Here is a 24600-nt window from a genome sequence, read left to right as displayed (position 1 = left end):
TATTCGGGGGCGCTTTCGGTAGCGCCCCCGAAAATCTTTGCGGTCCTGCCGGTCGCATTCTACCGAAACTTATTCCTTTCCGGAACGTAATTGAAAATAAATGATACTCAGTAGAAAGAGACAAATATGGGCAAAACAATATTAGCAATTGTCATAATTTTTGTATTGCTGGGTATTCTGGGCCTTGGCGGATTTAGCGTCATCGCTGGCCTGATCGGCGGATTATTTGGCCTAATCGGCGGAATCTTCGGCCTTGTTTTTGGATTAATCGGTGGTATTCTGGGGGGGCTGTTTGGTATCGGGCTGACCCTGATAGGCTTGGCGATGCCGTTGATAATTCTGGGATTAGTTGTCGGCGGTGTTCTCTTTGCCGTCAAATCGATTTGAATGACTTGCGCCCGGGATGTATTCCGCCGACCCGGGACTCTGCTGATTTTGGGAATTATGAACGGGTAAATTGTGTTCGTTCACTTTTTCATTTCAAGCAAATCGCAAGATATTCCTCAAACTGCACCTGATATTAAGTAAATGGTTGCATGATTTAATAATTCATCTTAATATTAAATAGACTTCGTGAGTGAGTAATTCCCGCCGCCATACAAATTTTTCGCCGGGTGAGCAATATTTATATCCTGGAATTGTTCTTGCAAAAATAAACATATAACCCCGGGGAGGCTTCTATGAGAATCGGGTTAATTTTGTTGGCCGTAATTCTCTTTATGGCCCTGATTGGTTCCGAAGCGGAGGCATACCCGCCGCCTCCGGCTAATTATCAGATATCATCACCATTCCCTCAGCTGCAAAATGAAGAACAGGTATGGGTATCGCCTGTTGACAGCAATATTGTCATTTCGTTATGGCGCGACTTCAGGCTCGGATATCGGCGGGTGGCTGTGGGAAGATCGACCGATGCCGGCAATACCTGGACCGACTCGCTGGTTACGGTGCGGCGCGACTATTATCAGTCGGATCCCTGTGTCGATGTTAATGCCGAGGGCCGGTTTTTCCTGGGCTTTTTGGATTTTGGCAACTTTGGCTCGGCAATTTCGGTTATTAGCTCCGATGATGCCGGTATCAGTTTCGGAAATCTCACCGTTATAACAGCTCCCTACAATTATTCTGAAGACAAGCAGTTTATGACGGTCGATAGAACCGGCGGAGTTTATGACGGCAATTTGTACATGGCCTGGATGCGCTTTTGCGGCGATATAAGCTGCAATGCAGTCTATTTTGCCCGCCTCCAGAATGATGGTTTCTTCTTCGACACGCCAGTTCTGATCGGCCCGCCTCCGGATCTCAGTAATTGTGGAACCTCGACCTCTTTTGCCGGCCAGTTCCCTCAGCCGCTGGTCGGCAGCGATGGATCAATTTATGTCTTCTGGAACTATTATGATACCACCGACTGCACCCAGTTCTATACCATTCATATGGTCAAATCAACAGATGGCGGATTAACTTTCACATCCCCGAAGAAGCTGGTCAATACTTTTGGCAATTTCCAATTTGTTGACGGTGGAATTGATGTTTACAACATGCCGGTCAGTACCTCTGATATTTTTGGAGGACCGTATTATGGCAATATTTATATCGCTTATGCCAACATCGATACAACCAATACCGAATATTACGATTACAATATCGAGTTCATCAAATCGTCCGATGGCGGCGACAACTGGACCGAGCCGATCTGCATCAATGACGATTATATCGGACCGGGGGCCACGTTCGATCAATTCCACCCCTGGCTCTTTTGTAATGAAGAGGGAATCCTGATTGCCATTTTCTACGATCAGCGTTTGGACACATTGGATCACTATAAATTTGATGTCTTTGCGGCCTATTCGTTCGATGGTGGGGAATCTTTTACGACCAACCAGCGCATCACTTCAGTTTCCAGCAGCCCGTCGCAGGCTAAAGATGATGACTTGTATCAAGCCGGACCACCCTGGACGGCACAACCGGTTCCGCCCTTAAGTTGGCCCGATGGCGATAAAGACGACACCCGTGCCGGCAAGATAGCCGAATACATCGGCGTGACCGCCTATCATGATCATGTCAATGCCGTCTGGACCGATACCCGCAACGGCAATCAGGATGTCTTTGGCGCCAACTGGCCGCTGCCGATTCTTGAGCCGCGATTGTTATCGCCGGAAAACTGCTCCAATGTGTCAATTGCCTACCCACATCTTAACTGGGCCGCCGCCTGGAAAAGTGCCGATGACCAGTATCGGGTCGAGGTGGCCACCGATAATCAGTTTGCAAATATTGTTTTCACCGAATATTCCGATTCGGCCGGGTTGGTTTCTTCGACCAATGCCCTGCCCGACAGCCTGTATTACTGGCGCGTCAAGGCCTTTAAGCTTTCGACAGGAGATTCGACCGAATACTCCAAAGTATGGTCATTTACGGTCGGGGATTTTGTCTGCGTCGATTCGGATGGCGATGGTTACGGCGATCCCGATGTTCCGGGCAGCACCTGTCTGGTCGATAATTGCCCCTATGTTTATAATCCCGATCAGGCTGATGTTGATGACGACTTGGTCGGCGATTCCTGCGATAATTGCAATAATGACCTTAATACCGGTCAGGAAGACAGCGACAGCGACGGCGTCGGCGATGTCTGCGACAATTGCATCGATTATCCAAATATCGAGCAGACCGACATGGATGCCGACGGTGTCGGCGATGCTTGTGACAACTGCCCTGAGGTTTATAACCCCGACCAGTCCGATAGTAACGGCAATGATATCGGCGATGCCTGCGATTATATCTGCGGTGACGCCGACGGTAACGTTGCGGTCAATATACTCGATGTCACCTTTTTGATTAATTATATATATAAAGGTGGGCAGGCCCCGAATCCGCTTAATTCAGCCGATGCTGATGGCAACGGCGCCATAAACCTTTTGGATATTACTTATTTAATAAAATATCTATATAAGGGTGGAGCCGCGCCGATCTGCTAATAGTAAATCCTCGTGACTTTAGGGCGGCCTTAAAAGCCGCCCTAAATCTATATATTAATTGCGCTTAAGATACATTAATCCCCTATGATTCTGGAGAAGAAAAGTCCATCTTGCTGCATTTTCTTTTTTTACATTATCCCAAGCAGCTTGACGATAAGAGGTTATCTTTGCAATAAAGTGAAAAATTTCACTTGACTTTATCTCTTTATAATCTTATCGTTTTACTAATGTTAACCTGAGAAAGCCGATTTTTGGGATATGATGAAGTTTTCGACAAGGGCCCGTTACGGCTTAAGATTGATGGTCGAACTGGCCCGTGAATTGAAAAAAGACAGGCTGGTGCATTTGGGAAAAATCGCCGGGATCACCGGCGTTTCCGAAAACTATTTGGCACAACTGGCCATGTCGCTCAAGAATGACGGGCTTCTCATCGGTGTCTCCGGGAAAAAGGGCGGGTATTATCTCTCTCGCCCGGCTTCAGAAATAAAAATATCGGAAATCATAAAAGCGGTCGCCGGACCGATTTCATTGACCGACTGTGTCAATAATCCTGATATCTGCTTAAACAGCAGCTTCTGCGAGGCCCGGATGATCTGGGTAATTATGAGCGGAAGCATGATCGATATACTTGAAAAATACAGCCTGGAAGATCTTATCGATAAAGAGAAACTGGCTGAAGTGGTGGGCGATCATTCACACCTGCCGCTTCTATTCCCCGATAAATTAATGGCACAGGCAGCCGGAGCAAAAACCGACGGTTGTCCGGTGCAAAATACAGGTAGTGGAGGACTCTAATCTATGTATTGGGCTCAAATTATTACTTATGTCTCGGTTATTGTTGCTTTCATCGCGATGGCGGCAAAAGTCCTGAGATATATGACGGCGCCGCAAAGTTTTCGGTGGGAGCTTTACCCGGTCCCGCATGAAAAGGGACGCGCCGAATATGGCGGTTCATATCTTGAAGAACTCGACTGGTGGAGCAAACCGCGTCACGCCGATTATTTCAATGAAATCAAGGAAATGATGGAAGAAATTCTCTTTCTTAAGGGAGTCTATCATAATAATAAGAAAGTCTGGATATCTTCTCTTCCTTTTCACCTCGGCTTGTATCTGGTCATAGGATGGCTGCTTTTGCTGCTCCTGGGTGGAATTCTCGAGATCGCCGGAGTGCCATTTGGTGCCGATGCCGGAACGTTTGCATTAGTTATCCATTATCTGACAATTATCTTAGGGTATGCCGGCTTGATTATGGCTGGAATCGGAGCCATCGGGTTGTTAATCTGGAGAGCTTCAAATAAGGCTCAGCGCAATTACAATGCCCCTGCCGATTATTTTAATTTGATTATATTTATAGTCGTGGTGGGTGTGACGCTTACCGCTCAATGGGGGGCGGATCCCGCTTTCGGCGTTCTTCGCAATTATGTCGGCTCGCTGGTGACTTTCTCCGCCGTTGCCGATTTATCTTTGTTAATGACTGTCGAAATCGTCCTGGTATCCCTGCTTATTATGTACATACCGCTGACCAGGATGTCGCACTTCGTGGCCAAGTACTTTCTTTATCATTCGGTGCGCTGGAATGACGAACCCAATGAACGCGGCAGCAAGATAGAAAAACATATCATGGAGCTGCTCAATGAAAAGGTCGGCTGGAACGGCGCGCATGTCAAAACCGGTAAATCATGGGCCGAAGTAGTACAGGAGTCAGGCAATGAGCAATAAAGATACGAGAATCAAAGATATTGGAAAGAAGACTGATCAGTTATACAGACTGGACCTGAAAGATCTGCCGAAACTTCCTTTCCCATACGAAGACTGGGAAGATACCCCGGTTCCGGAAGTAACCGAAGCCAAAAGAAAAGGCAAGAATATTTCCCTCGACGGATTTCTTAATGTCGTGGTCCCTGAGCCGGAAACCGAGGCCGAAAAAGAGGCCATGGTCGCCAAATTTCTGGAAGGTCTCCGCAAACTTCTTACAAAGGAAAACAACTGGACCTTCCTGAAACCATTTATGCTGTCTCTTGACAATTGCGTCAAGTGCAACACCTGTTCCGAGGCCTGTCCCATTTTCGAAATGAGCGGCCGGGCCGAAATTTATCGTCCCTTGTTCCGGTCCGATATACTTCGAAGAATCATAAAAAAATATATCTCGCCCGGCGGAAAATTGACCGCCAAATTCACCGGGGCCGATATTGATTTGAACTGGGATACCATCGCTCGACTGGCGCAGTTGGCCTATCGATGCAATCTATGCCGCCGCTGTGCCCAAACCTGTCCGATGGGGGTCGACAATGGTTTGATCGCCCGCGAAATCAGAAAACTATTCAGCCAGGAATTAAATATCTCGCCCGCCGAATTGCATACCGAAGGAACCATCAAGCAGCTTAAAACCGGTTCATCGACCGGTATCACCCCGACCGCTTTGATGGATGTTATTGAGTTCATTGAAGAGGATATTACCGATCGCACCGGTCTTAACATAAAAATTCCCTTCGACAAATCAGGAGCCGATATTCTATTGATCCACAATGCCGGCGAATTTCTCTCATGGCCGGAGAATATCGAAGCCTTCGCCATTATTTTTGAAATGGCGGGAATAAGCTGGACCCTGTCCAGCGATATGGTGGGTTATGATTCGGTCAACTATGGTCTTTTTTATGATGATGTTCAACTTGCCAAAGTAACTCTGAAGCATGCCGAAGTCGCAAAAAAACTGGGTGTGAAGAAAGTCGTCGCCGGAGAATGTGGCCATGCCCATAAGGCCATCATGCCGATCGCCGATCGCATCTGGCTGGGGGAAAGCAACATTCATCGCGAATCCTGCATGGTGACCCTCGAAGATATTGTCATGAATGGAAAAGTAAAGGTCGATCCATCGCGTAATGAATTCCCGGTTACCCTGCATGACCCGTGTAATATGACTCGTTCCATGGGTATTGTCGAGCCGCAGCGGCGAGTCCTCAAAAAAATCTGTCCGCAGTTCCGTGAGATGACCCCGCATGGCGTCAATAATTACTGTTGCGGAGGCGGCAGCGGCTTTGCCATCATGCAATCGAATAATTTCCCCAACTGGCGGAATCTGCTCCCGGGACGAAAGAAATTCACACAGATCCTGAATGCCTTCACGAGGGAAGAGCTTTCACCCGACGTTCATAAATATGTCTGCGCCCCATGTTCCAACTGCAAGGGCCAGATTCGGGATCTGTTGACATATTATGATGCCTGGGAAAAAGCCGGAATATTATATGGCGGCCTGGTGGAACTGGTCGTTAATGCCATGACCGATGTCCGTGAAGGATTCCATGAGTGGGATTTTCATTGATGATATGAAATAAGCTGTGACACATTGCAGCATTTTTTCAATAATGGACGATGTGAGTCTTTGCGATAAAACTCATATCGTCCTTTTTTTAAGCTGAAGCTAAAAATAAAAGCTGATCTTGAGCATACGAGGAGAATTCTCGCCGGTTGTCTGATTCTTTTCTGCTTCTCCAAAAAACCACATTAACTCAGCCATGAGAGAGCCCGCCAGGGCGCCGATGACTACATCCGAAAGGTAATGCTTATAAGCATGCAAACGCGACCATCCCACCATCGAGGCCCAGCCGTATAAAATGGTCGGTGACAGCCATCGCCAGTTTTTATATGTATCGGCCGATAATTCGCGCCGCAATGTCGACCGAATTCGATGATTGAGAAAACTCACCGAAAAAAAGGCGCTGGATGTATGCCCGGAATAAAATGACGCCCGGTCAAATGAAGAATAGGCTTTTGTATAAGATTTATTTTGTTCCTGCTCAATCTTGTAATAGGGGCGGGGACGGGCGATCAATCCTTTGAATATGTCGTTGATCCCTTTATTGGCCAGCATCCCGCTGGTGTATAAGAACAAATCCTGCATGGATATCTCTTCCATCTGTTCACCCGGCCATCCGAGATCTACGGCTACAAGCGCTATCCCGCCTGCCACCGGGGTCACCGCCGAACCGAAATCGCTGTCAAGAAAATTGCTTTTGCCGGAATAATATCTTCCCCCCACGAAACGCTGCAGTGAAACTTCAAAAGGTAATGGCTCTTCGTACAATGAATGTCTGGCCGAATCGACATTAGTAAACAATCGGCCTCCCGCAAACAGCCCCAGCGTGCCGGCACTGATTCCTGCAACTTCGCCGGATGTAAGAAAGACCTTCTCGGCATGAACAGTTGTTGCGATAATTATTGCCGCAAAAAGTACTGATGTGGTCAATTGATTCATTTGTCTCATACCCGACAGAATACCTATTGGGGGGCCGGTAACATTTCTTTACTTGTAGAAGCCTGCTTTAATATTAATAAGATAAAATGACAGGAAAATCAACTGTTCCGCATTTGAATATCCACTTTGATTTTCATTTGCCATAATTTGACCGCGTCTTCGCATATTTCAAAAGAATTGACTTGATTTTAGAGTCCTGACCTGATTAACATAAAGTTCTAACACGCTCTTAACAAAAACCTAATCTTTCGGGCGGATATATCATTAATGAAAAGCGGCTTAATCGAATTTTAATGTTATTGCCGCGGAGGGGCATATGTCAAAAGAAACGATACTCATCGTGGAAGATGAGGAAGACATTCAGGAGCTTATAAGATATAATCTTGCCCGTGAGGGCTTTCAGCCCATTAGTGCGTTTTCGGGCGAGGATGCCCTTAGTTCCGTCAGCGGCAAACAACCCGACCTGATTCTGTTGGATTTGATGCTGCCCGGAATCGACGGCCTCGAAATCTGCCGGCAATTAAAAAGCGATCAAAAAACCGCCCATATTCCCATTATCATGGTGACTGCCAAAGGGGAAGAGGCCGATATCGTTGCGGGACTGGAACTGGGGGCGGATGATTATCTCACCAAGCCTTTCAGTCCGAGAGTGTTACTGGCCCGAACCAAGGCGGTCTTGCGTCGTAAATCGAGTGAAACAAAAACCGTGGAGGCTGTGTTAAATGTTTCGGGTTTATTAGTACACCCGGGGCGAAGAGAGGTTCAGGCCAATGGGCAGAAAGTCGATTTGACCTATACCGAATTTCAGATACTGCATCTTCTTGTCAGGCGCCGGGGATGGGTATTTACGAGATATCAGATTGTGAATGAAATTAAGGGCGAGGATTATCCCGTGACCGATCGGTCGGTTGATGTCCAGATTGTCGGCCTGAGAAAAAAACTTGGCGAATACGGAACGCTGATTGAAACCGTACGCGGAGTCGGCTACAGATTTAAGGAAGAATGATGAGCACTCGCAAGCTTCTGTGGCAGTTGTATGTTCCATTTCTCGCGATCCTGATTATATCATTAGTGATTGTTCTGTGGTACGCATCCAGTTCTCTAAGCGGCTTCTTTATGAACAAGACACGGGAAGTCCTCGAGGTCAGGGCTCAGCTTATCAGGGATCAGATTCAGAATTATATCCTTAATGAGAATTTGGATTCCCTGGATGTCCTGTGCAAGGATCTGGGGCGGAAAACTTCTACTCGCATTACAATTATATTATCAGATGGTACAGTAGTCGGCGATTCCGAAAGCGATCCTGCAAAGATGGAAAATCATGCCAATCGTCCTGAATTGGCCGCGGCGCTTGCCGGAAAAACCGGTATTGAAACCCGTTTCAGCAATACCTTGCAGCAAAATTTGATGTACGTCGCCATACCGCTTTATGAAAATAACAGCATTATCGGCGCCGTTCGGACAGCGATATCGGTTTCTGCTATCGATCGTGAGTTGTCCGGTATCAGTCTGGGAATTATCCTGAGCGGTATTATTGTGGCAATTGTTGCGGCAGTCCTGAGTCTTGGTATTTCCCGCAAAATGAGCCGTCCGCTGGTGGAATTGAGCGAAGGAGCGAGGCGCTTTGCGTCCGGAGAATTCAATTACAAACTGCCGGTACCGGATACCGAGGAAATTCGCGACCTGGCCGAAGCCATGAACCAAATGGCCCGTCAGCTCGACGAACGTATCCGGACCATTATTAGACAACGTAATGAACAGGAAGCTATTCTGGCCAGCATGACCGAAGGGGTCATTGCCGTTGATAACAAAGAAATAGTCCTGGATATAAATGATGCCGCCGAAAAGCTGTTTGGTGCTGAAAGGAAAAATATCGAGGGCCGGAGCATTCAGGAGGCAATCCGCAATTCCGACCTGCATCGAGTGGTCGCAGAAACGCTTGCTTCAACCGCACCGATCGAACAGGAAATTACAATCAGCGCCGACGGCGATCGCTTTCTTCGAGCCAACGGAACCCCGCTTCTGGATGCTTCTCAGAATAGAATCGGCGCCTTGATCGTACTCAATGACATGACCCGACTCAGGCACCTTGAAAATGTCAGGCGGGAATTTGTAGCCAATGTTTCCCATGAACTGAAAACACCGATCACATCAATCAAAGGCTTCGTGGAGACCCTGCTCGACGGGCCAATGAAAAATGATCCCGATTCCGAAAAATTCTTAAGAATTATTGCCCGCCAGGCTGATCGACTCAATGCCATTATCGAGGATATTTTAAGCCTTTCCCGCATAGAACAGGAGAGTGAAGAAGATCGTATCGAAATGGAAGAAGGGGTGGTAAAGGCGATTATAGAGGCGGCCGTGCAATCATGCGAAATCAAAGCTAAAGAAAAACATATAAAGATTAACCAGTCCTGCAGTGCCGACATAAGGGCCATGATGAATGCTCCGCTTCTCGAGCATGCCGTTGTCAATCTTATCGATAACGCCATAAAATATAGTGAAGATGGCAAGGAAATAACGGTGGGGTGCAGGCAAGCCGGCGATGAAATATGTTTAAGCGTAGTCGATGAGGGCATCGGTATAAGCCGCTCGCATATACCGCGCCTGTTTGAGCGATTTTATCGGGCCGATAAAGCCAGAAGCCGTAAAATGGGCGGAACCGGCCTGGGACTGGCGATCGTGAAACATATTGTACTGGCCCACGGCGGTACGGTCGATGTCGAAAGCGAGCCTGGCCGGGGCAGCACCTTTACAATCCGCTTCCCGGCCAAATATTCCGGCAAATAAGCGGATTTCTATATTTTACATAAAATCTAATAAATTCTTGATAAATTAAGATTTTACAATAACTTAATGAAACGTAATATCATAATGATCATTTAGCAGTTCCCTAACATTTCTCTAACAATTCAACAGTTAAATGTTACGAAATGAACAAGAAAACATGACCGGAATGACATGAAATTGAATCCCGCTGGCAAAAGCTCGACAGGGGGAGGTGGCCTGAAGAAAACCGACATTATGGAGCCCGGGATTAGTTCCTAATTTCGTAAATATTATGCGATTAAAATCAGGGGAAGAATAAAGTGAAAAAAGTTATCATCAACATTACTGTGGTTATACTGGCCTTCTTTGTGGGGGCCAATGCTGATGAAACCAAGAAATCGCCTCTTGACGGCATCAAAATCAGCTCATTGGCTTATTTTGACTACTCCAACGGCAAAACCGGTTTGGCCAATGATAAAGACACCACATATAATCAGTTCAGTCTTACGCGGGGATATTTCACGCTCGAAAAGAAAATGGAATTCTGGATCGGCATGCGTCTGACCATGGATCTTACACAGGACGACAAAGGCGATTACAAAATACGCCAGAAATACTTTTATGGCACTTTAATGCCGAATGATGCCGGATTTTTTACCGCTATCAAGGCTGAATTGGGGCTGGGTCACATTCCGTGGCTTGATTTTGAGGAGCATATAAATCCTTATCGCTGTCAGGGCACCATGTTTATCGAACGGGCCGGTGTTCTCAACTCGGCCGACCTCGGTGTGAGCCTTCAGGGCGGCTTCGGCGGGAAACTGGAAGATGCCGCCGGGAAAACCGGTAACAGCCATTATGACGGCCGTTTCGGAAGTTGGCAGGTCGGTGTCTATAATGGAAGCGGATACCACGCCAAAGAAAATAACAACAATAAAGTCGGCGAACTCCGGCTCACGGTGCGTCCGCTGGCCGATGTCGCTCCCGGATTGCAGGTGAGTTATTTCGGTATTCTTGGAAAAGGCAACCTTCCCGATACTCTTGAAATTCCTGATTATTTTGTCCATCTGGGTATGCTCAGTTATGAACACCCGATGTTTATACTGACCGCGCAGTATCTTATGACCGAAGGCAATGCCAAGGGTGAGTGGATCGATTCTACCGGCAAGGCTCTTAAAACTCAGGGCTACTCCGTTTTCGCCAATGTTAAAATTCCGAGTACCGATAACAAATTCTCGGTATTCGGACGTTATGACCATTTTGACACCGATTCCGATAATAAGCTGGCTTCCGACAAAACCGCCTACAACATGCTCATCGGCGGCGTTTCGTATGATCTCTATAATGGGAACCTGGTCATGTTGACGTTTGAAACGACGGATTATGGAGACAATGTCGGCGGTATGGGCAAGGTCCCATCGGTCGGCAAGAATTTCGGCAAGGATCAAAAAATTCAAGTTGTCTATCAAATAAGTATATAAAAGTATCCTCAGGAGATTTTGGATGAAAAAGACAATTATTCTTATGACAGCCATGGTGATACTTGCTGCCTTCGATATGTTGATGGCCGGCAGTACTGTCACCATTAAGGGTTCCGATACCCTCATTCGGCTTGGTCAACGCTGGGCCGAGGAATATATGAAAGAAAATCCCGGTGCCGTTATTCAGGTATCCGGCGGCGGTTCCGGAACCGGTATTGCCGCTCTTCTCAACGGCAGCACCGATATTTGCGAGGCTTCTCGCGATATGAAAGAGAAAGAATACAAGCAGGCTGAAGCGGCCGGCGTCAAGCCGTATCGTGTCTCGGTTGCCCTTGATGGCATCGCGGTATTTCTTCATGAAAGCAATCCGGTCGGCAGCCTCAATTTCGCACAACTCAAAGGAATCTATACCGGTGCTATCACAAACTGGAAAGAGGTCGGCGGCAAAGATTCCAGGATCATTCTATACAGCCGAGAAAATAATTCAGGAACATATGCCTTCTTTAAGGAGCATGTCCTGGACGGCGAAGACTATTCCGATTATACCCAGACCCTTCCCGGCACTGCGGCCGTTGTTAATGCCGTTTCCAAAGATATAAACGGTATCGGCTATGGCGGTATCGCCTGGGCCAAAGGTGTCAAATATGCCGCCGTTAATAAAGACGAAAAGGATAAGGCAATTCTGCCTTCAATGGAAACAATCTCCAATGGAACCTACCCCGTTTCCCGTGAGCTCTACTGGTTCTTTAATGGAAAGCCGGCCGGCCAAATACAGAAACTGGTTAACTGGGCCCTCTCCGAGAACGGCCAGAAAATAGCGGCAGGAATTGATTATATCCCGCTGCCCAGGGAACTGGCCAAGAAAAATATGGTTAAGTAAGGATATAAAATTAAAATTTCTCTTTTCTCTCTCACTTGGGGGTGGTTATTTCTGCCGCCCCGAATAATATGAAAAGAAAAAATGCAGGAACTTAAATTTAAACCAAAATCGAAACTTCGGGAATTCATGGGGGAGAAATTTATCGCTGTCAATGCCATGGCAGCTTTAATAGCTATATTACTAATATTTGTTTTCATTTTTAAGGAAGCAATTCCCATTTTTACTGACCAGGAGATTAAGGAAGAGGCCAGCCTCGATAAAATGACTTTTAAGCAGGAATATTATGAAGGCCGTGCCCCAAAATTTTCCTGGCAGCCCAACTCCGATGTGCCAAAATATTCATTGTACCCATTATTTTTGGGTACCATAAAAACGGCATTGATTGCCATGCTGTTTGCCGTTCCGCTCGGCGTCGGCGCTGCGATATACTCATCCGAGTTTGCCTCGCAAAGAGTCAGGGAACTGATCAAACCTGTAATTGAAATGCTGGCCGCCATACCTTCGGTCGTCCTCGGCTTTTTCGCCCTTCTGGTGCTGGCCACTTTTCTGCAAAATGTATTCGGATTGACTTTCCGGCTGAATGTGCTCAATGCCGGTATCGCCCTGGGGCTGGCGGTGATCCCGATTGTCTTCACGGTTGCTGAAGATGCCATGACATCGGTTCCGAGATCCCTCCGCGAGGCGGCCACCGCTCTTGGCGCCAATCCCTGGCAGGTTTCGCTGACCATGGTATTTCCGGCCGCACTTCCCGGTATCGCCGCAGGTGTGGTCCTTGGTTTCGGGCGCGCCATCGGCGAAACTATGATCGTCCTGATGGCTTCGGGAAACGCCGCCATTATTTCGGCCAGTTTTTTGGAATCGGCCAGGACTTTTTCCGCCACTATCGCCGCCGAACTGGCCGAGGTTGTCTTCGGAAGCGCCCATTACAGCGTCCTCTTTTTTATAGGCACGTTGCTGTTTATCTTCACTTTTATCATAAACCTCAGCGGGGAAATGGTCTTGACCAGGGTTAAAGAACGAATACAGGGTAAGACAAGATGAGTACCCTGCCGCAAATATCGCCAATCGTATTGATAGATGCGACTCAACCTTTGAACTTCAAACCGAAGTCCAGCGGATATATTCCCAAAGGATTGACCCTGTTTGCCGCCCTCTTGATAATTGCCATATTGGCCATAATAATGGGCAATATAATTATAGGTGGTGCGGGGAACATCAGTCTGGAGTTTCTGACTCACCCGCCTGAAAATGGCATGGAAGCCGGGGGAATTTTTCCGGCTATTTTCGGGACGGTGTTTCTTGTCCTGATAATGGTCATCGCCGTCGTGCCCGTTGGCGTTTTTACGGCCATCTATCTGCATGAATACACGCGGCCCGATTCCAAAATCACAAGACTGATTCGCGTGGCCGTCAATAATCTGGCCGGCGTTCCTTCGATTGTTTTCGGACTTTTCGGCCTTGGCTTTTTTATAGGATTCGTCGGCGGCGGGATCGATAAAGTCTTTTTCGGATCCGAGGGGCCGGTCTGGGGACAGCCCGCCATAATTTGGGCCGCCTTGACACTGGCTTTGCTGACCCTTCCGGTGGTGATAATTTCGACCGAAGAAGCTCTTAGAACCATACCGGGCGAATTGAAAGAAGCCAGTTATGCCCTTGGAGCCACCAAACTCCAAACCATCCGGCGCATTATTATCCCCCAGGCTCTGCCCGGAATTCTGACCGGTTCCATTCTGGCTGTCGGCCGCGGAGCCGGGGAAGTGGCCCCGATCATGTTTACCGGGGCGGCCTATTATCTGCCCTACCTGCCGTCAAAATTAAACGACCAGTTTATGGAACTGGGATATCATACTTATGTCATGGCGACGCAGTCGCCCGATGTCGAGAAGACCAAGCCGATTCTATATGGAACCGTCCTGGTTCTTCTGTTGTTGACATTCTTGTTGAATCTGGTGGCGATTCTTATACGCTCCCGAATCAGGAAAAGACGCGCGAATGCATAAAGAGATTACTGAGAATAATATTGTGACCGAGAAGCCCGCAGTAAAAGGGAAGAAAACGGAAATCAGGAAAGACAAGCCTGAATTTATAATGACCGTGGAAAAATTGAATTTTTACTATGGTCGTAATCAGGTTTTGTTCGATGTCTCTCTTGATTTCGAAAAAAATATGGTGACCGCTCTGATAGGTCCTTCCGGCTGCGGCAAATCGACATTTTTGCGCACCCTTAACCGGATGAACGAGACGATCCCGGGAACCAGAATGGAAGGGATTGTCAGACTGGAAGGTATTGATATCTATAAGGATGTCAGGGACGCATCGGCCATCAGGACCAGAATCGGAATGGTTTTCCAGAAGTCCAATCCGTTCCCCAAGTCGATTTATGAGAATGTCGCCTATGGTTTGAAAGTTAACGGCATAAGTGATAAGAGGCTGATACGCGATGTGGTCGAGGATTCGCTCCAACGAGCCTTTCTGTGGGACGAGGTCAAAGATAAACTCGACACCAGCGCTTACATGCTGTCGGGCGGCCAGCAGCAGCGGCTGTGTATCGCCCGGGCCCTGGCCATCAGGCCGGAGGTTATCCTCATGGATGAGCCGGCTTCGGCGCTGGATCCGATTTCGACGGCCAAGATTGAGGATCTTGTGGGCGAGCTCAAAAAAAATTATACTATTATAATTGTGACTCACAACATGCAGCAGGCGGCCCGTATTTCCGATTATACCGCCTTCTTCTATGAGGGAGTCATGGTGGAATTTGATGAGACCGGCAGGATGTTCACCAAGCCCGAGAAGAAAAAAACCGAAGATTATATCACCGGCCGGTTTGGTTGATATAAAAGGAGCCATATTATGGCCAAACATTTGCGCAATGAAATCGAAAAATTGAAACGGAAAATTCTGTCCCTCAGCGCCAAAGTCGAAGAGAGCGTTCATATTGCCGTCAAGTCCTTTATCGAAAGGGACCAGGTGATGGCGCGCAAGGGGATGGATGGCGACTATGAAATCGATCAGATGGAGGTCGATGTCGAAGAAGAGTGCCTGAAGTTACTGGCCCTTTATCAGCCGGTGGCCAATGACCTGAGGTTCATTATCGCCGTTCTTAAAATCAATAATGATCTTGAGCGAATCGGCGACCTGGCCTCGAATATTGCCACCGGAACCATGCATCTTGCCTGCCGCGATAATATCGAGATCCCGTTTGACCTGCATAAAATGACCCACAAAGTGCAGGCGATGCTTAAGAAAAGTATCGACTCGCTGGTAAATCTCGATGCTCATCTGGCCCATGAAGTGTGCCTGGCCGATGATGAGATTGATGATTTACACCGGCAGATGTATAAAATTATTGAAGAAAAAATACCCCAATATCCCGACAGCCTTGATTGCTTGATACGGTTCTTGTCGACCTCCCGCCAGTTGGAGCGCATTGCCGATCATGTTACCAATATTGCCGAAGATGTTATTTATATGATCGAGGGAGAGATATATCGTCATCGCCTCGACGAATACAAGGTAATTAAGGATAATGATAAATAGGCGATATTTCGTCAAAATGATAATATAAAGAATCCTTTTGTAATAAAGACCGCCTATAGAAATTCTGGCGGTCTTTCTATTTTCCGGATATAAAAATTTGCAATCACCCTTTTGTAGTTTTCATATACGATTTCTTTAATTTATTTACGAATGGCACTCAACTTTTTAACCTTTGGAACAGTCATACGTATAACAAACAGATGCTTAAATAAGAAATAGTTTTGAAGTGGAAGGATTCATATATGAATGTGAATGACCACCGCGGAATTCAAAATAAAGTAAGAGAGCATTATGGTAAGGTCGCCAAAGGTAAAACCGGACCTTGCTGTAATCCTCATGTCAAGTGTTGTGGCGACGCCGACATGGCTGTCCTGGCCGGTGAATTATCAAAAGGACTGGGTTATTCGAACGGCCAGTTGAAAACCGTCCCGGAAAATTCCAACCTGGGTCTTGGCTGCGGCAACCCGATTGCCATTGCCGAACTTAAGGAAGGTGAAACCGTTCTGGATCTCGGCAGCGGCGGCGGTTTCGATTGCTTCCTGGCTTCACAGAAAGTTGGTTCTGCCGGCCAGGTCATTGGTGTCGATGTCACGCCGGAAATGGTTGCCCTGGCCCGCAAGAATGCCGCCAGCGGCAAGTTTGAGAATGTCGAGTTCCGTTATGGAGAAATCGAACGCTTGCCCATAACCGGAGAATCTATCGACGCCATTATGTCGAATTGTGTTATCAATCTTTCACCGGACAAACAGAGAGTTTTTGCCGAAGCTTATCGGGTTCTCAAACGCGGGGGGAGACTGACGGTTTTTGATGTCGTCGCCGTGGCGCCGCTGCCGGAACAGATTGCGACCGATCTGGAGGCCTATGTCGGCTGTGTCGCCGGGGCCATGTTGATAGATGATTTGGTCGATATTCTCGAGAGCGTCGGGTTTACCGGTGTTTCTGTCGAGCCGCAATGTCAGAGCCGCGAGTATATCAGGGAATGGATGCCCGGCATGCATGTCGAAGACTATGTTGTTTCGGCGGTCATCAGGGCCGTCAAACCGCTTTGATCGCATTATGGGGTGAACGTAACCCGGGCGACCGGGGGGCGTAGAGTCAAGCCGGATGGACTTCTCCGGGCGCTGCCAAAAAAAGTTGGGCCGGATCAAAAGAATCCCTTGACATTAAAAATTAAAGTATTATTTTCACGGGCCGATTATGATAAAGGCGAAATGTATAGAGTATGGATTATAAGGAACATAAGATGCCAGTCAATTGTTATAAAAGAACGCGGAAAGAAATAGCAAAAGAATTTAAATATTCACGAAGATTTTGCTTGACAGCCGTATATTGATTGGTTATACTACAATGCTGTCTTGTATAGCCAGCAATTTTTTTGCCGATTTGTTCTTTGAAAACTTAATAGTAAGCCAAGAGCGGAAAAGATAAATTTTCCGCAATAGTGTGGGTCTCAAGATGTTAAATAAACATTTGTGAGATCGTCAATAAATCAGAACAACGAAGTGTTCGAGAGGACAATCTTCGAATTATTAAAGCGCTAATAAGAGCTTATAATATTTACGGAGAGTTTGATCCTGGCTCAGAACGAACGCTGGCGGCGTGCTTAATACATGCAAGTCGTACGAGAAAGTCTGGCTTCGGCCGGGCAAGTAAAGTGGCGAACGGGTGAGTAACACGTGGGTAATCTGCCTTTGAGTTTGGGATAAGCCTCCGAAAGGGGGTCTAATACCGAATGATATCTTTGGATGGCATCTTTCAAAGATCAAAGAAGGGGCAACCTTTCGCTCATAGATGAGCCCGCGCACCATTAGCTTGTTGGTAGGGTAACGGCCTACCAAGGCTGCGATGGTTAGCCGGCCTGAGAGGGTGATCGGCCACACTGGGACTGAGATACGGCCCAGACTCCTACGGGAGGCAGCAGTAGGGAATATTGCGCAATGGACGAAAGTCTGACGCAGCAACGCCGCGTGGATGATGAAGCTCCTTGGAGTGTAAAATCCTGTCAGTGGGGAAGAAACGGCTGAGGAGTAACTGCCTCAGCTCTGACGGTACCCGCAGAGGAAGTTCCGGCCAACTCCGTGCCAGCAGCCGCGGTAATACGGGGGGAACGAGCGTTGTTCGGATTCACTGGGCGTAAAGGGCGTGTAGGCGGATTTTCAAGTCAAATGTGAAAACCGGCGGCTCAACCTCCGGCCTGCATTTGAAACTGTTAATCTTGAGTACGGAAGAGGAGAGTGGAATTCCAGGTGTAGCGGTGACATGCGTAGATATCTGGAAGAACACCGGTGGCGAAGGCGGCTCTCTGGTCCGATACTGACGCTGAGGCGCGAAAGCTAGGGGAGCAAACAGGATTAGATACCCTGGTAGTCCTAGCCGTAAACGATGGGCACTAGGTGTTGGGGGTGTCGACTCCCTCAGTGCCGAAGCTAACGCATTAAGTGCCCCGCCTGGGGAGTACGGTCGCAAGGCTGAAACTCAAAAGAATTGACGGGGGCCCGCACAAGCGGTGGAGTATGTGGTTCAATTCGAGGCAACGCGAAGAACCTTACCTGGGTTTGACATACACCGGACAACGTCTGAAAGGACGTCTCCCCTTCGGGGGTCGGTGAACAGGTGCTGCATGGCTGTCGTCAGCTCGTGCCGTGAGGTGTTGGGTTAAGTCCCGCAACGAGCGCAACCCCTACCCTTAGTTGCCATCAGGTAATGCTGGGAACTCTAGGGGGACTGCCAGTGATAAGCTGGAGGAAGGTGGGGATGATGTCAAGTCATCATGGCCCTTACGCCCAGGGCTACACACGTACTACAATGGCCGGTACAGAGGGCTGCAATGCCGCGAGGTGGAGCTAATCCCTAAAACCGGTCTCAGTTCAGATTGGAGTCTGCAACTCGACTCCATGAAGTCGGAATCGCTAGTAATCGCATATCAGCACGATGCGGTGAATACGTTCCCGGGCCTTGTACACACCGCCCGTCAAGCCACGGAAGTTGGGAGCACCCGAAGTCGTTTGCCTAACCGCAAGGAAGGCGGCGCCTAAGGTGAAACTGATGACTGGGGCTAAGTCGTAACAAGGTAGCCGTAGCGGAAGCTGCGGCTGGATCACCTCCTTTCTAAGGAGATGGTGTCGGCTATGAACTTGGTTCATGGGTCGGCACGATCACGTCGACCACTATTGCAGATTTGTCTTTCTGCTCTGGCTTGCTATTGTTATAAAGTTTTTTGGGCTTCAGTAGGGGTTCAAGCTTTTGGGCCTATAGCTCAGTTGGTTAGAGCGCGCGCCTGATAAGCGCGAGGTCAGTGGTTCAACTCCACTTAGGCCCAGATTAGAACGGGGATGTAGCTCAGTTGGGAGAGCGGTGGCTTTGCAAGCCACAGGTCACCGGTTCGATCCCGGTCATCTCCAGTATATAGAAACTGTTCTTTGACAACTTCATATTAATACGTTTGTGCTAATCTTAATCATCTTAAGATTAGCCAAGTGGGCATCTTGCAATAGGTTGCACAGTGTACCTTTGGATAATTTACGAAAATGTTTTCGATCAAGTTACTAAGGGCATATGGTGGATGCCTTGGCACGAGTAGGCGATGAAGGACGTGGTAAGCTGCGATAAGCTTCGTCTAGGCGCAAACAGCCTGTAAGACGGAGATCTCCGAATGGGGCAACCCATCCCGGGTCATACTGGGATATCGGCCGCTGAATACATAGGCGGTCGAAGCGAACGAAGGGAACTGAAACATCTTAGTACCTTCAGGAATAGAAAGTAATAACGATTCCCTGAGTAGCGGTGAGCGAAAGGGGAACAGCCCAAACCGATTGGCGCGCTAAAGCCTGCATGCGTTGCGCTGTCGGTGTTGTGGGAATTGAATGTGGCTCGAATGCAGTTGGGCCGGGAAGTTACAAACTGTCTGTCTAGCTGAATAATCTGGAACGTTTAGCGATACAGGGTGACAGCCCCGTAAGCGAAAGGCTGACAGCTTCCTAGTTTGATCTCCCAAGTATCACCGGTTAAGTGGAGTCCGGTGTGAATCCGCCTGGACCATCAGGTAAGGCTAAATACTAACTCGTGACCGATAGTGAACTAGTACCGTGAGGGAAAGGTGAAAAGAACCCCGGGAGGGGAGTTAAAAGAACCTGAAACCGTATGCCTACAAGCTGTCGGAGGAATGGTTTTTCTTCGGAGAAACCGGACTGACGGCGTGCCTATTGAATAATGATCCGACGACTTACTTCTCTGTCGCGAGGATAAGCCAAACACTGGTGAATCCGTAGCGAAAGCGAGTCTGAATAGGGCGATTAGTGGCAGGGAGTAGACCCGAAACCAGGTGATCTATGCATGGCCAGGATGAACTCTCGGTAAAACGAGATGGAGGTCCGAACACACCAACGTTGAAGAGTTGGGTGATGAGCTGTGCATAGGGGTGAAAGGCCAATCAAACCTGGAAATAGCTGGTTCTCCTCGAAATAGCTTTAGGGCTAGCCTCAGGCTATAGTGTGATGGAGGTAGAGCACTGAATGGGTTAGGGGCCCCACAAGGTTACCAACCCCAATCAAACTCCGAATGCCATCACATGTTCCCTGGGAGTCAGGCAGTGGGGGATAAGCTTCATTGCCGAGAGGGAAACAACCCAGACCGCCAGCTAAGGTCCCCAAGTCATGCTAAGTGTAAAAGGAAGTGAGATCACTAAAACAGCTAGGATGTTGGCTTAGAAGCAGCCATCATTTAAAGAAAGCGTAATAGCTCACTAGTCTAGTGCTCTTGCGCCGAAAATGTACGGGACTATGCATGGCACCGAAGCTGCGGACTTCGACTTCGGTCGAAGTGGTAGAGGAGCATTCTGTGCTGGCTGAAGGTTGGTCGTGAGACCGGCTGGACGGCACAGAAGAGATTATGTCGGAACGAGTAGCGATAAGGCGGGTGAGAATCCCGCCCACCGAAAACCTAAGGTTTCCTGGGGAAGGGTCGTCCGCCCAGGGTTAGTCGGTTCCTAAGCCGAGGTCGAAAGGCGTAGGCGATGGAAAACAGGTTAAATATTCCTGTACCGGCGGAGACGCGTTATACCTATGGGGTGACGCAGGAGTGACGGTCAGTCTCGTGATGGTTTACGAGATCTAAGCCTGTAGGTGGGAAGCGCAGGTAAATCCACGCTTCTAACACCGAGAGGTGATGGGGATGGCTTCGGCCTATAAACTGACCTTAATCAGACTGCCAAGAAAAACCTCTATGGAAGTTTCTCTGTCGACCGTACCGCAAACCGCCACAGGTAGGTGAGGAGAATATCCTAAGGTGCGCGAGCTAACCCACGTTAAGGAACTAGGCAAAATTACCCCGTAACTTCGGGAGAAGGGGTGCCGCTAGTATGTGAACTCACTCGCTGAGCGAGCTGAACGCGGCCACAGAGAAGAGGCGCTGATGACTGTTTACTAAAAACACATGTCTCTGCAAAGTCTCATAAGACGACGTATAGGGACTGATACCTGCCCGGTGCTGGAAGGTTAAGAGGAGAGGTCATTCCGTTCGCGGGAGAAGCTTTGAATCGAAGCCCCAGTAAACGGCGGCCGTAACTATAACGGTCCTAAGGTAGCGAAATTCCTTGTCGGGTAAGTTCCGACCTGCACGAATGGTATAACAATTGGCGCACTGTCTCAACGTGGGACTCGGTGAAACTGTAGCAGCGGTGAAGATGCCGCTTACCCGTATCGGGACGGAAAGACCCCGTGAACCTTTACTATAACTTGGCATTGATATTTGGTATAGCACGTGTAGGATAGGTGGGAGGCTATGAAGCTGGCTCGCTAGAGTCGGTGGAGCCACCGTTGAAATACCACCCTTGTTCTACTGGATATCTAACTTAAGACCTTGAATCAGGTCAAAGAACAGTGCCAGGCGGGTAGTTTAACTGGGGCGGTTGCCTCCCAAACTGTAACGGAGGCGTGCAAAGGTTCCCTCAAGCCGCGTGGTAATCGGCTGTAGAGTGCAAAGATATAAGGGAGCTTAACTGCGAGACCTACAAGTCGAGCAGATGCGAAAGCAGGTCTTAGTGACCCGGTGGTTGCGAATGGAAGCGCCATCGCTCAACGGATAAAAGGTACTCCGGGGATAACAGGCTTATCTCCTCCGAGAGTCCATATCGACGAGGAGGTTTGGCACCTCGATGTCGGCTCATCGCATCCTGGGGCTGGAGAAGGTCCCAAGGGTTTGGCTGTTCGCCAATTAAAGCGGTACGTGAGCTGGGTTTAGAACGTCGTGAGACAGTTCGGTCCCTATCTGATACGGGCGTAGGATACTTGAGGGGAGCTGACCTTAGTACGAGAGGACCAGGTTGGACCGACCGCCGGTGCACCTGTTGTCACGCCAGTGGCATAGCAGGGTAGCTGCGTCGGGAAGGGATAAGCGCTGAAAGCATATAAGCGCCAAGCCCACCCCAAGATTAGGTATCCCATCGCGTAAGCGATCTGAAGGCTCCTGGAAGAACACCAGGTTGATAGGTCACAGATGTAAGCACCGTAAGGTGTTGAGTCGAGTGATACTAATAAGCCGTGAGGCTTGATCGAATAAAATTTTCGACCATGAATTAATCAAAGGTCCCATTGTGCAATCTATTGAGAGATGTCCACAACCCAAACGTGTTAATATGTCGCTGAAAATCGATACCAAATTTTCGGTGGCTATGGAGGAGGGGTCACACCTGTTCCCATTCCGAACACAGCAGTTAAGCCCTTCATCGTCGATGGTACTGCTCCTGAGAGGGAGTGGGAGAGTAGAACGCCGCCGGATTTAAAATACAAAGCCCCGCTTTTCGAAGCGGGGCTTTTTTGTTGCTTAAATATCATTAGTCGAAAAATAAGAACATTCGAAAAAGCTGTTTCAGATATCTTCAATCCCCGTATTCAAAGCAAATCTGCGGGGCCGGGCCATTGTCGTAAAGATAATATATTATATATAAGACATCCAAAATATTAAGAGCGCCATCACAGGTGGCATCTATTAGCCTTATGTCCGGCTCCGGTGCCGGGCCGCCTTTGTAGAAGTAATTGATGATAAATGTCACATCAAGCATGTCGATCTGTCCGCTATTATTGGCATCGCCGCGGCAGACAGCCAGTAACGCCCGCAATGCATTCACCCTCCCCCAGCCATAGTATTGATCAAAACCCGGCAAATCGGCCTCTATTCCATAAGAGGGGCCAACCTGGTCCTCTGCCGAATATTTTATGATATCGTAGATCAGGTAGTTTGAGTCCGCCAAATCCGGCCTTCTTGACATTACCATTGCCGCAATGCCGGCCACCTGCGGGCAGGCCGCCGAAGTCCCGCCAAAATTGCAGGTGTAATCATAACCGATGGAATCTGCAAAAATTAAATCTTCGCCTCCGCACGAGTAGCAAAATGGCAAATATGGTGTTTGATAAAGAAATGGAGTATATCCTGAGTCCCCAGGCCTGTCCGTCGTCATAATTGAACCTGCAAGATATGCGTTCGGCCATCCTTCTGCAGGGTGTCTCACATTACCGGAAGGTGCCATTACATCGATGGTCGAGTCAAACTCGCTATACTCCCATCGGATATCAATACTATCAGTGGCGCCGACGGCCAGTACTTGAGGTGCGCGGGCAGGCCAGGCAACACGATTAAATCCTTCATTGCCAGCCGCAAAGAAAATGGCGCAACTTAATCCCTCAATGTTTGGATTAGTCAGTCGATTTAATGCATCTCCAATATTATCCGTATATGTCGCAAATGGATTTCCCCAGCTATTGCTGATAATATTCGCGCCCATTCTCCCTGCCTCGAGTAATGCATCAGCCAAGTCATCCTCTTTCAGAAAACGATTTGCATCATCCACGATTTTAATAAATATTAATTTGCATCCGGGAACTATACCGGCTATACCAAACTGGTTATGATCTGAAATTATTATTCCCGATACGGCAAAACCATGTCCGCATGAATCGCAAGTACCATAATTACAATTGGAATCAATGGAGGGAATATCTCTGTTGGCACCGGCCAAATCTAACGTATCTATCAAACCGTCTATTGGAAAGTCAGGATGATTTGTGATGCCATCGTCAAGAACGGCAATGGTAATTTCCGGATTTCCCTTTGTAATATCCCAGGCCTTATATGCCTCTATGTCTTTTCCAGGGAACTCTTCACCCCACTCATCCTCAAATACATATGGATTATACGCATACCACTGATATTGATAAAGCGGGTCGGAAGGATGTTCGAATTTGATATATTCCCTGCCGTAAAAAATAGGATGGCTGAATAAAATATCGTCTTCCCCATAAAGACGATTTGCAGTCTCCAGAACGGTTGCCTGAGCATCCGGAGTAACTGCAACATAACGAACATCGGACCTGTTCCGACTTCCGCCGACATCTAATAGATTATAGTAACCCAGCAATGAGTCATAGATCTCCTGCGTCAACCACGGTGCCTTTTTTATTACAATCCTGTCGGTAAAGGCTTCCTCACCACCTGCTTCATTAATAAAAACTGGTTGCGCCAATCTGATTGTGCTATCCTGATTTAGTACATCGATCAGACTATCAATATTTGTCTGCGTCTCCAGTTTAAAAATATAATAATCACCTCTAATAGTTTGCGGTGGGAGGTGAAGTTCCCCCGATTTAGTGGACACGGAGAAAGGATACTATTATTATGATTCTTTCTCATCCTGAGTCCCGAAGGACAGGAGGTGTTCAGATGTTG

Annotated in this window: 17 protein-coding genes, 2 tRNA genes and 3 rRNA genes; 20 read left to right on the top strand and 2 right to left on the bottom strand. The window is 48.1% G+C overall.

The genetic code is table 11. From position 1 onward, the window contains the following. Positions 1 to 126: 126 nt before the first annotated feature. The 5 genes from CVT49_13450 to CVT49_13430 all read left to right on the top strand — a co-directional run bounded on the left by CVT49_13450 (position 127) and on the right by CVT49_13430 (position 6285). Positions 127 to 387, top strand: a complete 261-nt coding sequence (locus CVT49_13450; protein PKK82498.1) for a hypothetical protein — start codon at positions 127 to 129, stop codon at positions 385 to 387. A gap of 293 nt (positions 388 to 680) precedes the next feature. Further along, complete coding sequence (locus tag CVT49_13445; GenBank protein ID PKK82497.1) at positions 681 to 2966, top strand: hypothetical protein; 2286 nt, start codon at positions 681 to 683, stop codon at positions 2964 to 2966. A gap of 258 nt (positions 2967 to 3224) precedes the next feature. Next, positions 3225 to 3761: an Rrf2 family transcriptional regulator gene (locus CVT49_13440; GenBank protein ID PKK82496.1), complete on the top strand. Its 537-nt coding sequence runs from the start codon at positions 3225 to 3227 to the stop codon at positions 3759 to 3761. A gap of 3 nt (positions 3762 to 3764) precedes the next feature. Further along, entirely contained in the window at positions 3765 to 4685 is a 921-nt protein-coding gene (locus CVT49_13435; protein ID PKK82495.1) for a nitrate reductase, read from the top strand. Beyond that, complete coding sequence (locus CVT49_13430) at positions 4675 to 6285, top strand: 4Fe-4S ferredoxin (protein PKK82494.1); 1611 nt, start codon at positions 4675 to 4677, stop codon at positions 6283 to 6285. Before CVT49_13435 ends, CVT49_13430 begins: the two co-directional genes overlap by 11 nt. Positions 6286 to 6384: 99 nt before the next feature. Here the strand turns inward: CVT49_13430 and CVT49_13425 are convergent, their stop codons facing one another. Beyond that, the gene (locus CVT49_13425) at positions 6385 to 7227 is read right to left on the bottom strand and encodes a hypothetical protein (protein ID PKK82493.1); all 843 of its coding nucleotides are present in this window, start codon (positions 7225 to 7227) and stop codon (positions 6385 to 6387) included. Positions 7228 to 7534: 307 nt separating this feature from the next. On the opposite strand from CVT49_13425, the gene CVT49_13420 reads away from it, so the two are divergent. The 15 genes from CVT49_13420 to rrf all read left to right on the top strand — a co-directional run bounded on the left by CVT49_13420 (position 7535) and on the right by rrf (position 22656). Beyond that, entirely contained in the window at positions 7535 to 8224 is a 690-nt protein-coding gene (locus CVT49_13420) for a DNA-binding response regulator (protein PKK82492.1), read from the top strand. Then, entirely contained in the window at positions 8221 to 10008 is a 1788-nt protein-coding gene (locus CVT49_13415) for a PAS domain-containing sensor histidine kinase (GenBank protein PKK82491.1), read from the top strand. Before CVT49_13420 ends, CVT49_13415 begins: the two co-directional genes overlap by 4 nt. A gap of 299 nt (positions 10009 to 10307) precedes the next feature. After that, positions 10308 to 11465 carry a hypothetical protein gene (locus tag CVT49_13410; GenBank protein ID PKK82490.1) on the top strand — a complete coding sequence of 386 codons (1158 nt, stop codon included), beginning with the start codon at positions 10308 to 10310 and terminating at the stop codon, positions 11463 to 11465. 22 nt (positions 11466 to 11487) lie between these two features. Then, positions 11488 to 12345 carry a phosphate-binding protein gene (locus CVT49_13405; protein ID PKK82489.1) on the top strand — a complete coding sequence of 286 codons (858 nt, stop codon included), beginning with the start codon at positions 11488 to 11490 and terminating at the stop codon, positions 12343 to 12345. 81 nt (positions 12346 to 12426) lie between these two features. Then, positions 12427 to 13386 (top strand): phosphate ABC transporter permease subunit PstC, encoded by a 960-nt coding sequence (gene pstC, locus CVT49_13400; GenBank protein ID PKK82488.1) that lies wholly within the window; start codon positions 12427 to 12429, stop codon positions 13384 to 13386. Further along, positions 13383 to 14345, top strand: a complete 963-nt coding sequence (pstA, locus tag CVT49_13395; GenBank protein PKK82487.1) for a phosphate ABC transporter, permease protein PstA — start codon at positions 13383 to 13385, stop codon at positions 14343 to 14345. Before pstC ends, pstA begins: the two co-directional genes overlap by 4 nt. Then, positions 14338 to 15177, top strand: coding sequence for a phosphate ABC transporter ATP-binding protein (pstB, locus tag CVT49_13390; GenBank protein PKK82486.1), 840 nt, complete (start codon positions 14338 to 14340; stop codon positions 15175 to 15177). Before pstA ends, pstB begins: the two co-directional genes overlap by 8 nt. Before the next feature lie 18 nt (positions 15178 to 15195). Further along, on the top strand, positions 15196 to 15882 hold the full coding sequence (gene phoU / locus CVT49_13385; GenBank protein ID PKK82485.1) for a phosphate transport system regulatory protein PhoU: 687 nt from the start codon (positions 15196 to 15198) through the stop codon (positions 15880 to 15882). Positions 15883 to 16124: 242 nt separating this feature from the next. Beyond that, a complete protein-coding gene (gene arsM / locus CVT49_13380; protein PKK82484.1) occupies positions 16125 to 16931 on the top strand; it encodes an arsenite S-adenosylmethyltransferase in 807 nt (268 codons plus the stop codon). Positions 16932 to 16943: 12 nt separating this feature from the next. Beyond that, positions 16944 to 17165, top strand: coding sequence for a hypothetical protein (locus CVT49_13375; protein ID PKK82483.1), 222 nt, complete (start codon positions 16944 to 16946; stop codon positions 17163 to 17165). 273 nt (positions 17166 to 17438) lie between these two features. Continuing rightward, positions 17439 to 18993, top strand: a 16S ribosomal RNA gene (locus CVT49_13370). Positions 18994 to 19127: 134 nt separating this feature from the next. Beyond that, a tRNA-Ile gene (locus tag CVT49_13365) sits at positions 19128 to 19201 on the top strand. A 9-nt stretch (positions 19202 to 19210) separates the two neighbouring features. Beyond that, positions 19211 to 19283: transfer RNA gene (locus tag CVT49_13360), tRNA-Ala, on the top strand. 134 nt (positions 19284 to 19417) lie between these two features. Continuing rightward, positions 19418 to 22437: ribosomal RNA gene (locus CVT49_13355) — 23S ribosomal RNA — on the top strand. Between the two features lie 102 nt (positions 22438 to 22539). Continuing rightward, positions 22540 to 22656 (top strand): 5S ribosomal RNA (gene rrf, locus CVT49_13350). The 16S, 23S and 5S rRNA genes sit together here with 2 tRNA genes alongside, the layout of an rRNA operon. Before the next feature lie 100 nt (positions 22657 to 22756). Here the strand turns inward: rrf and CVT49_13345 are convergent. Further along, on the bottom strand, positions 22757 to 24529 hold the full coding sequence (locus CVT49_13345; GenBank protein PKK82482.1) for a hypothetical protein: 1773 nt from the start codon (positions 24527 to 24529) through the stop codon (positions 22757 to 22759). Between the last annotated feature and the right edge of the window lie 71 nt (positions 24530 to 24600).

The sequence above is a fragment of the candidate division Zixibacteria bacterium HGW-Zixibacteria-1 genome, from assembly GCA_002838945.1.
GTDB lineage: Bacteria > Zixibacteria > MSB-5A5 > GN15 > PGXB01 > PGXB01.
The sequence above is the reverse complement of the archived record's forward strand: the minus strand, read 5'-3'. Positions and strand labels throughout refer to the sequence as shown.

What these genes read in the sequence shown, in the direction of transcription:
- CVT49_13430 (PKK82494.1), top strand. Translation starts at nt 4,675, where the DNA reads ATGAGCAATAAAGATACGAGAATCAAAGATATTGGAAAGAAGACTGAT.
- CVT49_13425 (PKK82493.1), bottom strand. Translation starts at nt 7,227, where the DNA reads ATGAGACAAATGAATCAATTGACCACATCAGTACTTTTTGCGGCAATA.
- CVT49_13440 (PKK82496.1), top strand. Translation starts at nt 3,225, where the DNA reads ATGATGAAGTTTTCGACAAGGGCCCGTTACGGCTTAAGATTGATGGTC.
- pstB (PKK82486.1), top strand. Translation starts at nt 14,338, where the DNA reads ATGCATAAAGAGATTACTGAGAATAATATTGTGACCGAGAAGCCCGCA.
- CVT49_13435 (PKK82495.1), top strand. Translation starts at nt 3,765, where the DNA reads ATGTATTGGGCTCAAATTATTACTTATGTCTCGGTTATTGTTGCTTTC.
- CVT49_13420 (PKK82492.1), top strand. Translation starts at nt 7,535, where the DNA reads ATGTCAAAAGAAACGATACTCATCGTGGAAGATGAGGAAGACATTCAG.
- CVT49_13405 (PKK82489.1), top strand. Translation starts at nt 11,488, where the DNA reads ATGAAAAAGACAATTATTCTTATGACAGCCATGGTGATACTTGCTGCC.
- CVT49_13445 (PKK82497.1), top strand. Translation starts at nt 681, where the DNA reads ATGAGAATCGGGTTAATTTTGTTGGCCGTAATTCTCTTTATGGCCCTG.
- pstC (PKK82488.1), top strand. Translation starts at nt 12,427, where the DNA reads ATGCAGGAACTTAAATTTAAACCAAAATCGAAACTTCGGGAATTCATG.
- pstA (PKK82487.1), top strand. Translation starts at nt 13,383, where the DNA reads ATGAGTACCCTGCCGCAAATATCGCCAATCGTATTGATAGATGCGACT.
- phoU (PKK82485.1), top strand. Translation starts at nt 15,196, where the DNA reads ATGGCCAAACATTTGCGCAATGAAATCGAAAAATTGAAACGGAAAATT.
- CVT49_13415 (PKK82491.1), top strand. Translation starts at nt 8,221, where the DNA reads ATGATGAGCACTCGCAAGCTTCTGTGGCAGTTGTATGTTCCATTTCTC.
- arsM (PKK82484.1), top strand. Translation starts at nt 16,125, where the DNA reads ATGAATGTGAATGACCACCGCGGAATTCAAAATAAAGTAAGAGAGCAT.
- CVT49_13450 (PKK82498.1), top strand. Translation starts at nt 127, where the DNA reads ATGGGCAAAACAATATTAGCAATTGTCATAATTTTTGTATTGCTGGGT.